This window comes from Daejeonella sp., from assembly GCF_030684675.1.
GTDB lineage: Bacteria > Bacteroidota > Bacteroidia > Sphingobacteriales > Sphingobacteriaceae > Daejeonella.
Genome location: NZ_JAUXXZ010000070.1, coordinates 19,733 through 33,861 on the forward strand (window position 1 = coordinate 19,733; position 14,129 = coordinate 33,861).

The 14,129-nt window shown below is 40.5% G+C and carries 13 protein-coding genes; 1 reads left to right on the forward strand and 12 read right to left on the reverse strand.

What is annotated here, in order from left to right:
- Positions 1 to 69: 69 nt before the first annotated feature.
- From Q8M41_RS14950 to Q8M41_RS15000, 11 genes are all read right to left on the reverse strand, one after another.
- Positions 70 to 807, reverse strand: a complete 738-nt coding sequence (locus Q8M41_RS14950) for a hypothetical protein (protein ID WP_305366091.1) — start codon at positions 805 to 807, stop codon at positions 70 to 72.
- Between the two features lie 353 nt (positions 808 to 1,160).
- Complete coding sequence (locus tag Q8M41_RS14955; protein ID WP_305366092.1) at positions 1,161 to 1,580, reverse strand: OsmC family protein; 420 nt, start codon at positions 1,578 to 1,580, stop codon at positions 1,161 to 1,163.
- Between the two features lie 142 nt (positions 1,581 to 1,722).
- On the reverse strand, positions 1,723 to 2,973 hold the full coding sequence (locus Q8M41_RS14960; protein ID WP_305366093.1) for a sulfate adenylyltransferase subunit 1: 1,251 nt from the start codon (positions 2,971 to 2,973) through the stop codon (positions 1,723 to 1,725).
- 1 nt (position 2,974) lies between these two features.
- Complete coding sequence (cysD, locus tag Q8M41_RS14965) at positions 2,975 to 3,880, reverse strand: sulfate adenylyltransferase subunit CysD (protein ID WP_305366094.1); 906 nt, start codon at positions 3,878 to 3,880, stop codon at positions 2,975 to 2,977.
- A 50-nt stretch (positions 3,881 to 3,930) separates the two neighbouring features.
- Positions 3,931 to 4,629 carry a phosphoadenylyl-sulfate reductase gene (locus Q8M41_RS14970; protein ID WP_305366095.1) on the reverse strand — a complete coding sequence of 233 codons (699 nt, stop codon included), beginning with the start codon at positions 4,627 to 4,629 and terminating at the stop codon, positions 3,931 to 3,933.
- A 6-nt stretch (positions 4,630 to 4,635) separates the two neighbouring features.
- Positions 4,636 to 5,805: a PLP-dependent aspartate aminotransferase family protein gene (locus Q8M41_RS14975; RefSeq protein ID WP_305366096.1), complete on the reverse strand. Its 1,170-nt coding sequence runs from the start codon at positions 5,803 to 5,805 to the stop codon at positions 4,636 to 4,638.
- Positions 5,806 to 5,836: 31 nt separating this feature from the next.
- Complete coding sequence (locus Q8M41_RS14980) at positions 5,837 to 7,336, reverse strand: TSUP family transporter (protein ID WP_305366097.1); 1,500 nt, start codon at positions 7,334 to 7,336, stop codon at positions 5,837 to 5,839.
- Entirely contained in the window at positions 7,314 to 8,105 is a 792-nt protein-coding gene (gene cobA, locus Q8M41_RS14985) for a uroporphyrinogen-III C-methyltransferase (RefSeq protein WP_305366098.1), read from the reverse strand. Before cobA ends, Q8M41_RS14980 begins: the two co-directional genes overlap by 23 nt.
- Positions 8,102 to 10,201 carry a HEPN domain-containing protein gene (locus Q8M41_RS14990; RefSeq protein WP_305366099.1) on the reverse strand — a complete coding sequence of 700 codons (2,100 nt, stop codon included), beginning with the start codon at positions 10,199 to 10,201 and terminating at the stop codon, positions 8,102 to 8,104. The genes cobA and Q8M41_RS14990 overlap by 4 nt, the downstream gene beginning before the upstream one ends.
- Positions 10,202 to 10,408: 207 nt before the next feature.
- Complete coding sequence (locus tag Q8M41_RS14995) at positions 10,409 to 10,852, reverse strand: Rrf2 family transcriptional regulator (protein WP_305366100.1); 444 nt, start codon at positions 10,850 to 10,852, stop codon at positions 10,409 to 10,411.
- Between the two features lie 254 nt (positions 10,853 to 11,106).
- On the reverse strand, positions 11,107 to 12,342 hold the full coding sequence (locus Q8M41_RS15000; RefSeq protein ID WP_305366101.1) for an MFS transporter: 1,236 nt from the start codon (positions 12,340 to 12,342) through the stop codon (positions 11,107 to 11,109).
- Positions 12,343 to 12,548: 206 nt separating this feature from the next.
- Between Q8M41_RS15000 and Q8M41_RS15005 the strand changes: the two genes are divergently transcribed.
- A complete protein-coding gene (locus tag Q8M41_RS15005; RefSeq protein WP_305366102.1) occupies positions 12,549 to 13,646 on the forward strand; it encodes an SGNH/GDSL hydrolase family protein in 1,098 nt (365 codons plus the stop codon).
- 293 nt (positions 13,647 to 13,939) lie between these two features.
- Here the strand turns inward: Q8M41_RS15005 and Q8M41_RS15010 are convergent.
- Positions 13,940 to 14,129 (reverse strand): hypothetical protein (locus Q8M41_RS15010; protein ID WP_305366103.1); only part of this gene is annotated, 190 nt, incomplete at its 5' end.

The window sequence follows — 14,129 nt, forward strand, 5'->3', positions numbered from 1 at the left end:
CCTGAAAATTACCCATGCCAATTGCAGGGAGAAGGGGTTAAGAAAAATATACGGAAATAGAAAACAAGCTTATTGTTTCAATTCTTTTGACCATACCTCATAAATCGGATTCCCTGTAGAACTAAGTCCTGAATGATGCCAGTTCCCATCAACTAATTTCCCGTCAAAAGAAAGTGAGGCACCTACTCTGCTATTATCACGGGAGAAGAATTCAATATTTTCGGTATACTTTCCATTGACGAAGGTGTATGAGCCTCCGCCAGTACCAAAAAATTCTTTTGTTTCAGCGTTAATTGCTGCCCATTGAAATTTCGTTCCTGTCAGAACTTTCAGGGTTTTACGCGCTCCTGGCGGACTCATTACGATCTTTCCATCAGTCTTACGCCCCGACATACGCCAGGTGCCCGCCATCTCACCCTCACCCGTATCGAGCATATCCCAGATAGCTTTTTTGCCACTGATATCACTACTTAATTTATTCTTGTTTACAGAAAAGCTGTAGGTAATCGACTGACCGATCTGATCCTTATCATGGGTATTGAATTCAATTTTGGCTACCAAATCCTTGCTGGAAAAGGAATAGGTTCCTCCCCTGCTTTGTATGAACTGCTTATTCACCTTATCAAAAATCGTATGCATAAAATACCCGTCTGAGAACAGCAGGACCTGCTCTAAAGTACTCTGCTGGGTTTTCCAGGCACCATTAATCGATTCATCAGCGATTTTGTTATCAGGCACAAAGCCCGTCAGACAAACCATCAAGACAATTGATAGTCCTGAGAATAAAGTTTTGGTTTTACTTAGCATATTTCTCCGATTTTAATATTAAAAATAAGAAAAAATTAAGTTCTGGCAAAGGTTAGCAGTTTTCTGCTTTCAGTGTCAGATCGTTTGTGTTGATTCGCATAACATATTAGATTCAGTGTTTAAATCTAAATTCTGTCCTCGAATTATCTGACTTCTACAGAGATGACGGTAGATGGTTGGTTGTTGCTTAGTGAAATCCGAGTTCCATTCAAACTCTATTTCCTATTCCCCATTTCCTCATTTGCAACAGATCTTTCCTCGCGGAAAAATCCACTTAAAGTAAAAATCAATTGACAAATCGACAAATTAATTCATCAACAAATTCATTTGCTAACTTCTAATTCTCTAATTTGCTAATTATTAATTTCCAGGGAATAATTAATCTCAACTCCCCCGGCAACCAGCATATCATGAACCGAACAGTATTTTTTTACCGCAAGCTCTGCAGCTCTTTCTGCTTTAGCGGGATCGATATCCCCTTTGAGGTGAAACAATAAGTGGATCTTTGTAAAAATATTGGGGATCTGTTCCCTTCGTTCTGCCTCAACATCGACCGAAAAATCATTGATCACTTGTTTTTGCTTTTTAAGGATTGTAACCAGATCTAACGAACTGCAGGAAGCCAATGCCATAAGCACCATTTCCATAGGTCGTACACCAAGAGCCTGGCCACCAATATCCGGAGAACCGTCAATATGTACTTTTACTGTTGAGGAGGGGGCTGATGCTTCAAAATGAACCGCATCATTTACTCTTTTTAAGGCTACTTTCACTGCTTTATATTTTTGACAAAGTTAGGGATTTTGCAAGGCATATCCAATGAGGTATGAGCAATCAGGGATTAGCTGTGAGCTATGAAATGACGTTAATAGCTGAACTATTAACGTCATTTCATAGTAACACATTATTAGTATTTTATCCTGCGTTAGCGCGGAACATCAAAGCTCCAACAGTCAGGTTTGTACGAGGATCAATCAGAATCGCACCCCCATTCAGTTTATTATCCTGATAAAGATCAAAAGCAAGGGATTCAGCAGTTTTAAGCACTATCCGACCGATATCATTTAATTGAAACGAATCTGTGTCTATTTTTTCAAGAGTATTTATATTAACCTTATGAAGGATCTCACGAATCTTACATTTAGTAACCTTACTATTATGCTGGATCAGGTACATGATAGACGAATCCAGCGGACGTGTGTCCATCCAGCATAAATCTGCCTCAATTTCCTGAGAAACCAGAGGCTCATGAGAAGTATTAACCAAAATATCACCGCGGCCAATATCAATATTATCCTTAAGGTGAAGGGTTACCGACATTCCCGACTGCGCCTCATCCTGTTCTGAAAAATCGGTTTCAATTTTACTGATCTCTGAACGGATTCCCGATGGCAGAACCGTAATCTTATCATTCACATGAAAACTTCCACTTAAAATACGACCGGCGTATCCACGATAATCATGAAGTTCATCAGTCTGCGGTCTGATCACCCATTGTACAGGCATGCGTGCCTGATGTGACAATACCGCTTCATTTACCTCGATGGTTTCGAGATGATCAAGCAGGCTCTTCCCATCATACCAGGACATTTTATCTGATTTATTTACAATATTATCTCCCTTCAGAGCACTTACCGGAATATAGGTTACCTCTTTCAGGTTAAGTTTAACCGCAATGGCAGCATAAGCCTCCCTGATGGAATTGAAAACATCCTCACTGTAAGCCACCATATCCATCTTATTGATACAGACAACCACATGTTTAAGTTCAAGAAGGGAAACCAGGAAAGAATGTCTGATGGTTTGCTCCACCACACCATTTCGGGCATCCACCAGAATAATCGCCAGGTCAGAATTGGATGCTCCGGTAACCATATTTCGGGTATACTGGATATGTCCCGGAGTATCAGCAATGATAAACTTTCTTCTGTCTGTCTGAAAATATTTATAGGCCACATCAATGGTAATCCCCTGCTCGCGCTCAGCCTTTAATCCATCTGTTAAAATGGCCAGGTCAATTGTTCCGTCATCATTCTTACGGTTCGACTGCTGCAAAGCCTCAAGCTGATCGGCGAGGATTGACTCACTATCATAAAGAAGACGGCCAATTAAAGTACTCTTACCGTCATCTACACTTCCGGCTGTAAAAAATTTTAGTAAATCCATATTAAAAATATCCCCCCTTCTTACGGTCTTCCATGGCAGCCTCGGATACTTTGTCATCCATTCTGGCGCCTCGTTCACTAATTTTTGAAAATTTGATCTCTTCAATGATATCATCGATCTGATCTGCATCCGACTCAACAGCTGCAGTACAGGTCATATCCCCCACCGTTCTGAAACGAACATTCTTACGTTCTATATGATCCTCATGATCCATGTTCAGGAACTCAGCTGCAGCCATTAACTGTCCATTTCGGGTAATAACCTCGCGCTCATGTGCAAAATAGATCGATGGCAATTCGATTTTTTCCCGACGGATATAATTCCAGACATCGAGTTCAGTCCAGTTACTGATCGGGAATACCCTGACATTTTCTCCTTTATGGATTCTGCCATTATAAATATTCCATAGTTCCGGCCGCTGACGTTTCGGATCCCATTGCCCAAATTCATCACGGACCGAAAATATTCTCTCTTTGGCGCGGGCCTTTTCCTCATCCCTGCGGGCACCGCCTATGCATGCATCAAACTTATTTTCGGCAATGGTGTCCAGCAAAGTGACGGTTTGCAGGGCATTTCTACTCGCATTTTTCCCAGTCTGTTCAATTACCTTTCCCTGATCAATTGAATCCTGAACATAACCTACAATCAGTTTCTCTCCAATCCTTGAGATCATATTATCACGATAGGTAATTGTCTCAGGAAAATTATGTCCGGTATCTATATGCACCAGTGGAAAGGGAAACTTTCCGGGTCTGAATGCTTTTTCAGCAAGTCTGACAAGTGTTATCGAGTCCTTTCCGCCAGAAAATAACAAAGCGGGTTTTTCAAACTGGCCGGCAACTTCACGCAATATATATATTGCTTCGGCTTCCAGCTGGTCTAAATAAGTTGTGTCCTGTTTATTCATATTAAATTATAAAATCGCATTATGATGCGTAAAAATTTGATTCATCTTGTTCAGGAAGAATGTAAACCACATTCCTTTTTATCCTGATCTTCCCACCACCAGCGACCGGCCCTGAAATCTTCCCCTTCTTTAACAGCCCGGGTACAAGGAGCACATCCAATACTCGGGAAACCCTTGTCGTGCAATGGGTTATAAGGAATATTATTCTCGCGGATGTATGCTTTAACCTGATTCAATGTCCAATCGAAAATAGGATGAAATTTAAGGATCTGATTTGCCTCATCCCATTCAACAGGATCCATGTGTTCCCTGTTCAGCGATTGCTCTGCACGAATACCTGTTATCCAGCATGAATTACCGGCAAGAGCACGCTTCAATGGCTCAATTTTCCTGATCCCACAGCATTCTTTACGATTCTCTACCGATTCATAAAAACTGCTGGGACCTTTAGAACTAACCATTTTTTCTACCGCTGCAGTATCAGGATAATAGGCATGTATGGACTTCCCATACATTTCGAGTGTCCGGTTCCAGACATAATACGTCTCGGGAAATAATCTCCCTGTTTCAAGAGTAAATACTTTGATCGGGAGATTATTTTTAAATATTATGTGCGAAATCACCTGATCTTCCCATCCAAAACTCGTTGAAAAAATCACTTCTCCCGGAAAAGTCTTCACCAGATATTCCAGTGACTGTTCAATCCCTAAACCTTTGATCTCCTGAAGTATTTTTTCCGAACTGTTCATTATATTTTAATTTATCGAATTATCGAGCGCCTGTGACAGATCTTCAAGGATATCATCAATATCCTCCAAACCGACAGATATCCTGATACTGCCGGGGAAAATTCCAATCTGTGCACGTTCTGCATCACTTAATTTAGAATGGGTTGTTGAGGCCGGATGGGTCGCAATTGAACGGGTATCTCCAAGATTGGGTGATAACAGGATCATCTTCAATGCATCCATAAACCGTTTCCCTCGTTCAAAGCCTCCTTTAACTATAAAGGTAACAATACCACCACCCTGCTTCATCTGACGTTTAGCCAGTTCATATTGCGGGTGGGAAGGCAGGTGTGGATATCTGACAACTTCTACTTCAGGATGCTGTTCCAGAGTTTCTGCGACTTTCAATGCATTACTGCAATGCCTGTCCATCCTTACAGGAAGAGTTTCAAGACTTTTTGAAATAGTCCAGGCATTGAAAGCCGACATCGCAGGGCCTGTATGTCGAATAAAGAACATCAGCTCTTTTAACAAATCTTTACGGCCAACTACTACTCCTCCAAGTACTCTTCCTTGTCCGTCCATATATTTAGTCGCCGAATGGCTTACCAGATCAGCACCATACTCGATGGGCTTTTGCAGATAGGGCGTGGCAAAACAATTATCCACGTTTAAGATGAAATTATGCTTTTGTTTTAATTTCCCGAGCCATTCCAGATCAACCAGTTCAAGTCCGGGATTTGATGGTGTTTCAAGAAATACCATTTTTGTTTCAGGGCGCAATGCAGGCTCAAAATCTTCCGGCTTTGATGCGTCAACATACGTTGTGGTAATGCCCCAGCGCGGCAGTAATTGAGTGAATAACTGATGGGTAGAACCAAATATTGAACGAAACGCAACGATATGATCTCCGCTGCGGAGCAAACCTGCAATCGAAGCAAATACAGCCGCCATTCCTGATGAAAAAGCCAATCCAGCTTCAGCACCTTCAAAATCACGCACTTTGTCTATGAATTCTGTGGTATTTGGGTTAGAATAACGGGAATAGATATTTCCCTCTACTTCATCAGCAAACATAGCTCTTCCATGCTCTGCATTATCGAACACAAAACTTGAAGTCAGGTAGAGCGGCACTGAATGTTCTTTGTTTGAGGTACGTGCTGCCTGGGTTCGTATGAGCTTGGATTTTTCTTTCATTGTTCTGTAGGATTTCGGCAAAAATACTTAATTAAATAAAATTAATCAGGGTGGTGATAATTGTTTTAAGACTCACTACAATAACAATTATACTTACCGCAATCATGATTGCTTTAACCGAAATTTTATTAGACAAACGGGCAGCAATAGGCGATGCAATCGCACTGCCAATAACCAGACCCAAAACAGCATCCCAGTATACATTATTTAGCATCGTAATAAATGCCAGAGAACTCATTAATGCAATAAAGAATCTCGAAAGTTTTACCGTTCCCAGGGCATATCGGGCATTACGTCCGCCTGCAATGAGGGAAGACAAAACAATCGATCCCCAACCACCACCACCAACCGCATCAATAAAACCGCCTCCAAAACCAAGAAAACGAATATTTTTAATTTTAGCGCTGTTTTTTTTACGATTTATCTTAATTGCCTTAAGCAGGATTACTATCCCGAGAATTAAAGTATATAATGAAACAATAGGCTTGGTTATATAACTATAATGCTCAAGGGATGAAAGCAAAACCGCACCGAGTACTGCACCGATCACACCTGGAATAAGCAATAACCAGAATAAACGCATATTCACATTTTTCATCCTGAAATGCATCCAGCCGGCAATGCCATTGCTCAGGATCTCTGAAACATGAACTGCGGTACTTGCTGAGGCCGGTGGAATACCCATAGACAATGAAAAGGTTGTAGAAGTAACACCATAGGACATTCCTATTGCACCATCGATCATCGCAAAAATAAATCCGGCGATCAGGAAATAATAAAAAGTGGGATGAATCCCTTCCACATAATTGCGGAATGCCGGATCATTAAACCAGAATAGTCCGAAAATCAACAGAATACTAAAAAAACCTGCTCCCCATATCGCCCATCGCATTCTTCTGCTGGCCACCTGCTCTGCTGCTGGAGTGACCAGGATCGCAGTTGCCTTGTTTAACTCCTTCACCTTGTGTGCAAAATCACCATTGAGTGTATTTCTTAATGCATTCATCTGCTGCAGGGAAAGATCTAGCTCATCAGGCAGGTTCTCCTGAAAAAGCTCCTTCAGTCGTTTGGCAATTGTTGGCGATTTCCCATTCGTCGAAATCCCGATTTTGAGATCCCCTTTTTTTACAATTGATCCCAGATAAAAATCACAGAGTTCAGGCTTATCCGCCACATTAATTAGTAAATTCAGCTCACGTGCCATGCTTCTGATCTCAGCATTTAAAGTATTATCCCCGGTTGCAAGAATAACAATATCATGCCCGAGAAGATCATTTGATTCGAACTTCCTGTGAAAAAGTTTTACTTCAGGATAAGCTGCAACAAAATCTAAAAGTGTTGGCAGAAAGGTGTCAGAAACAATAGTAATCTTAGCTTCGGGGCTGTTTAATAATACGGCCTGCAATTTTTCAAGTCCGATATTTCCACCCCCAACCAGCAAAACCTTAAGCTGATTAAGCTTAAGGAATACCGGAAAAAGTTGATTTCCCTCCTTTTTAACTTCAATGCTATTCTTGCTCTGAAAGCTCATAGAATGCCTTAATTGGCTGAAATTTTGAATGCAAGCCTACAACTTCACCGAAGATAATTAAAGCAGGAGAGTCAATTTTATGATCCTGAGCAGTTTCATAGATTGTTGCAGCAGTAGCCACAACAACTTTCTCATTTTCCATCGATCCGTTCTGAATAACCGCTGCCGGAAGCCTGCTTTTGCCTTCGGCAACAAATATTTCAGCAATCTCCTTTAATTTTTTAACTCCCATCAGAACGACAATTGTTGCGTCTGTTTTAGCTGCAGTATAAAGATCTTTAGAAATTTCTCCTGAACTGGTCGTTCCGGTAACTACCCAAAAACTTTCACTTACACCACGATGAGTAACCGGTATTCCCTGAAGTGCCGGGACAGATATACTGCTTGAAATTCCGGGTACAACTTCTGTTTGAATACTGTAGGATGCTGCCATTTCCAATTCCTCAAAACCACGTCCGAAAACGAATGGATCTCCACCTTTCAAACGAACTACGTGACCGTAGTTCAATGCATAATCAATCATCAGTTTATTCACCGCTTCCTGTGAATAGGAATGATCGCCTGAACGTTTACCTACATATACTTTTATTGCACTTTCAGGTGCAAAATCAAGCAATTCACTGTTCACCAGCGCATCATATAAAACTACATCTGCAGATTTCAGAATACGTACACCTTTCAGACTGATCAGTTCTGCATCACCTGGACCTGCGCCAACCAGAGTAATTCTTGGTTCTTTAATTATATTTTTTACCTGAGTCTGTATCATGATTGAATCGCCTCCTTTTCTTTCTTAATTCTATTAATAAAATCAACTGTTGTACCCACATAATGTTGAGCAAACTCAGCTGATGGCTCATTTTTATTTATTTGCAGTACCAGGTCATTAAAGCTTCCAAGACCGGCAAGAATGCTGCTCTCTTTGTATTGTTCGTCAAAATCCCGAATAATCCCGGTTTGAGTGCTACTGTTAATGCCTTTATCCAGCAACATCGCTTTCGCGCTGCTAATGAATACGCTGTAGGCATGATAGATTGAATCAGAGTAAGCTTTCGCATCAAAAGATTCAACAGACCATTGCAGTTTCTCTTCTGCCTCAAGCAATAAGGTTGAAACCAGATCGATCATCACTCCCGCACATTCTCCGACACCAATTGCTGTTTCGAAAGTCTCTTCATGTCCCCAGTCAACAAACTCATCAGGTGTAAGTGTACTAAGATCGGCGAGCGGTTTTAAGAGCTGATAAAAATGATCCTTCCCAAGTCTGTCATAATATTCGTTGAAAAGTTCATTTTCCTGCTTATTGTGCCTGTAATTATCCAGCACAAACCTGACAACATCTTTGGTTCTTTTAGACGGAACTTTGATCACCTTATCGGCAGCACGGCCCAGACCATCGCCTAAAGTACCACCACCTAATAAAACCTGTGCTGCAGGGACTACTTTTCCGGCAGCTTTTAGTGAGCTTCCATGAAAGCCAATCTGAGCAAGCCCATGCTGACCGCAACTGTTCATACAACCGCTAATCTTTATTTTAATATCCTGATTATCAAGTAATTCATCGTATTCATCAGAGATAAGATCTTCCAGAACACGCGCTAATTCGGTGCTGTTTGAAATTCCAAGATTACAGGTATCTGTACCCGGACAGGTGGTAACATCCCCCACACTATCAAATCCGGGCTTAACAAAATCCAGCTCCTTTAAACGTTCGAACAGAAGTGGCAAGGCCTCTTTTCTGGCAAACTTTAAAAGCAAACCCTGATTAATAGTAATTCTAATTTCATCCGCTACAAGTCCGTTGATCGCTGAAATAAACTTTCTGGCTTTGGCTGTTGGAATGTCTCCGGTAGTAACCTTAATGTAGACACCATAAAACCCTTCCTGTTTTTGCTCAAATACATTGGTATCCAGCCAGCGTTGGTATTGAAACTGATCAGTGATTTGAGCTTCCGGCAGAGAAATTACTTCAGGAATTTCAGGTAGGGCAATGGTATCACGATCAATAACAAATTTCTTAAATCGGATTGCTTTTTTCTCAGCTTCAATAAGCCTTAAAACTTCTTCAAGTCCCAATTTAGCAACCAGAAATTTCATCCTTGCTTTATTCCTGTTCGTGCGTTCACCATGTCTGTCGAACACCCTTAGAGTAGCCTCAATATATGGAATCAATTCATTTTCGGGAAGAAAATCGTTAATCGCATGAGCAATTGAAGGCTGAGCACCAAGCCCCCCGCCAAACAAAACTTTAAACCCGCGGATCTCTTTTCCTTCCTTTACCTGAACCTTGGGAATAAACCCCAGATCATGAATATAGGTAAAGGCAGAATCTGCTTCGGTAGCCGAAAATGCGATCTTGAACTTTCTGCCCATTTCCTGACAGATTGGGTTACGCAGAAAATATTTAAAGGTTGCATGGGCATAAGGTGAAACATCAAAGAGCTCATTCGGATCAATTCCGGCAGTTGAAGAAGCAGTAACATTTCTCACCGTATTTCCACAGGCTTCTCTGAGTGTGATATCATCCTGCTCCAGTTTTGCCCATAATTCAGGTGTACGATCCAGACTTACATAGTGAATCTGGATATCCTGACGTGTGGTTAAATGAAGATTGCTGCTCGCATACTCATCCGAAATATCAGCAATACGCAGGATTTGCTTAAAGCTAATTTTTCCGAAAGGAAGCTTGATTCGAATCATCTGCACTCCGGGCTGTCGCTGACCATAAATACCGCGGGCTAAACGAAGGCTGCGAAATTTCTCATCATGGATCTTACCTTCACGAAATTCCCTGATCTTCTTTTCGAGATCAATGATATCCTTTTGTACAATCGGATCTTCTAATTCTGTTCTGAAACTGTTCATTTATATTTCAAAAAAAAACCTCTTCTAATGTTTGAAGAGGTTCATGCATATAATAAATTATTTTATGTCTGGTCTTCCTCAATGATTAATTATGCCCATATAACAACAATTCATTGTTATTTCATTGAAAACAGGAAGGCTTAATTTTTTCATTAGGCAAATATAATACAAAGCATATAGATTTAGTAGACTTTTTTTGAAAAAAAATTATTGAGTGTAATTTTCTATTAAATTCTTTTCTCTTTTTATCACATCCGCAATACTTGTTTCGCTTAAAATCTTGACTGTAACATCCCTCACATCTACAAAAACATCTCTCACACCGCAAGTTACTTCATTGTCGCACTCATCGCATTTCTGATAAAAATTCAGGCTGACGCAGGGAAGAAGGGCAACGGGTCCACCTGTAAGACGCAAGATCTGAACCACTGAGATCTCTGCAGGATCTTTTACAAGTCCATAACCACCACCCGAACCTTTCTTGCTGTATAAAAGACCTGCATTTCTGAGGTCGAGAAGAATTTGCTCCAGAAACTTCTTAGGGATGTGCTCCTCTGAGGCAATTTTAGAAATTTGAATAGGAACCCCTCCAAAATTTTTCCCCAAAACTACGAGGGCTTTTAAAGCATAACGGGTCTTTTTAGAAAGCATAAATTTTGAAGGCTCTTTTGGTCATGCAAATAAACACAATTTCTTTTTGAATTCATCTCCAAATTCTGCTATGAATTAGAACTTGAAAATGTTTAAGATACGAAATAAGAATTGAGATGCGAGATATGTGATGTGAGATATGAGATGTGAGATATGAGATGTGAGGTCTGAGGTCTGAGATACGACATATGAAAGTCTTGTCCTTAGTCCTTGATCCTGGCTCTTGATTCTTGGCTCTTGATTCTTGGTTCTGATCAATCGTTATTCTTTATAATTCTGCTTACTCTCAAAAGTAAAAAAACAGAAATTATAGAAAGCAAGACAACTACATAAACAAGCGTGTCATAATGTTCAAGGGGACTTAATTTATCATTCTGAACAACGATCATCCCACCCAGGGCTGCGGCAATTCCACCGGCGATCTGCTGAAGGGATGAATTTATTCCCATGAATGCCCCACGGTCCTTTTTTTGTGGCAAGGCTGAGGTAAGTGCAATAGACGGGACCATCCGGCTCATGAAGCCCACCTGCAGACCAAGGTTCATGACCAGGACAATCCAGAATGAAACAGGCCCGAGATTCGCATAAATAATGATTACAACGACCAGAATCATTGATGCAATGGTAAACAGATGAAATTTATCGAAACAATCACTTAATTTTCCTACTATCGGCATGATGGTAAGGGTGCAAACTCCTGAAGCCATGTAAATAAATGGAAGCTGCTGGGCCGTAATCTTCAAATTATTGATCACATAAGCACTCCCCCAGGGCATCATCATAAAACTACCCAAAGAAAGAAATGCGGTTGCCAGAAAGCCGATACGATATTTACGCAAAGTCAGTGTCTGCCATAAATGAGCAATCGCATTCTGCTCACTCTTTTGCTCAAGATGCTCCGTCACTGGTTTCAATTTAAACACTATAAAAAGCCAGACAAGAATTGACAAACCCACAATCATCAGAAATGGCGATTGCCAGCCCCAGATATTCGCGATATATAAACTTATTGGAATTCCCAGAACCTGGCTGGCTCCAAAGCCCATTTGCAGGAAGCCAAACACCCTACCCCTTTTCTCGAGTGGAAACAAGTCTGAAACAATAGCCATTGAAATTGAGCCGATGACGCCCCCAAATAAACCGGTAAAAATCCTGGCAGCCAAAAGCATAGGATAAGTATCGCTCAAACCACAGAAAAATGTGCCGACAATAAAGCCGATATAAAAAAACAAAAGCAATTTCTTTCTGTCGAAACGATCAGCAAACCCTGCAGTCATTAGGCCTGAGAAGCCGGCACTGAAGGCATATGCTGATACCGACAATCCAAACTGAGTGGTACTCAGGTTCATGGATTTCATCAGGAGATCGCCGAGCGGTGAAATGACAATAAAATCAAGGACAACTGTAAACTGAGCAAGCGTAAGAATTAGTATTACAAAAATTTCATACGATGAGAATTTCAGCTTTGTGTTTGTAGCCTCTGTGCTCATCCTGAAATTGTATAACTGATCATGTCTCTTTTACCAATTTGGATTTGGCACTGCAAGATAATGGTTTAAACATTTAATCAGGATGAAATATCAGAGCTAATTGCCTGAACCGGGTAAGCATAACACATAAAAATCCCTAAAACTTCTTCTTGTTCCTTATTCATTGTAATCCTATATTTAATCACACATTACAAAAAAACAATCCTATGCCTAAATTCATTTGCCTTCTGCTCCTATGCTTTATCAGCACTTCAGCCATTTCTCAGGAAAGTCCTGCCAAAAAAGATAATACTATCTATTATGGTAAAGAATCCTTCTTAATCGAGGGCACTGGAGTTGCTGAATCTGAAAAAGAAAGTCCGTACGACCGTTTACCAGCATCCTACAAGGATAAAGTCAGAAAGCCTGTTTGGGATCTGTCAAAAAATTCCGCCGGAATCTCCATAAGATTTAATACCAACTCAAGTTCTGTAAAAGTAAAGTGGGCTTTGTTGAATGATACAAAAATGAACCACATGGCCGAAACGGGCATAAAAGGCGTTGATCTTTATTGCAAAGTTAATGGAGTATGGACCTATGTGAATACAGGCAGACCAACAGCAAAGGAAAATGAAGCTTCTCTGATCAGTTCTCTTAGTCCGGGCGAAAGGGAATTTAAACTCTATTTACCACTTTATGATGGCACAACCAAAGTGGAAATTGGAATAGAAAACGGCAGTACGATTACGAAGCCTGCTGCCGATAAAAAGCTACCTATTGTTTTTTACGGAACCAGTATTTTACAGGGTGGCTGTGCATCAAGACCTGGAATGGTGTTCACAAGCATCATCTCCAGAAAGTTAAATGTGGATTGTATTAACTTCGGTTTTAGTGGAAATGGAAGAATGGATCCGCCAATGGCAGAGCTTATTTCTGGCATTAAGGCCTCCTATTATGTTATTGACTGTCTACCAAATATGACAGCCAAACAAGTAACCGATAGTGTTGTCCCATTAGCCAAAGCCATCCGCGCTAAAAATCCAAAAACTCCAATTGTGTTTGTCGAAAACGTGGAATATACAAGAGCTATTTTTCAAGCCAGTTTGCTAAATAGTATGAATGAGAAGAATCAGGCATTGAAAACTGAATTCGATAAATTGGTAAAAGGGGGCATGAAAGATCTTATTTATATCAGTGCGGCAGGTTCAATCGGAACAGATTATGAGGGTACCGTTGATGGAACCCACCTGACCGATCTGGGTTTTCTGCGTTATGCAGATTATCTGATTGAGAAATTCAATGAAAATAAACTGGCAATCAGATAATTGTAAGCTTTTGATAAGCGTTTTCATTTACAGAAGAAGTATATAACTAAAGATAAGGTCAGATTGGTTATTCTGATTTGGAAAGCAAGGCTGGTGCTCTCAAGCTCCTGTAACCGGGCTCTTTGCTATAGCTTTTGCTATGAAATTTTTTGTAATCGGCATAATTGATTCGGCAAAAGGCTATCGCTTCGATCCCGTTTAGATGGCTAGCTTCTATCTACATCTAATTATTATCTTGTGATTTTTATAGCATTGCAATGACCCTGAAAGGGTCAAATGTTTATAGCATTTGGTTAGCAGAGAAATCCCGCCCGCCCTGGGCGGGCGAATGTAACAAAGCGACACATACGACCACCTTCCTTTAGATTAGTAATCTCTAAGAAAGAGTGGTTATTGTTATTGTAGGATTTTCTTTTTGCTTCTTTTTCTTTTGTTAATAACTGAAATTTATGTGTAAAAGTTAACACTGACAGAGGCGACTTA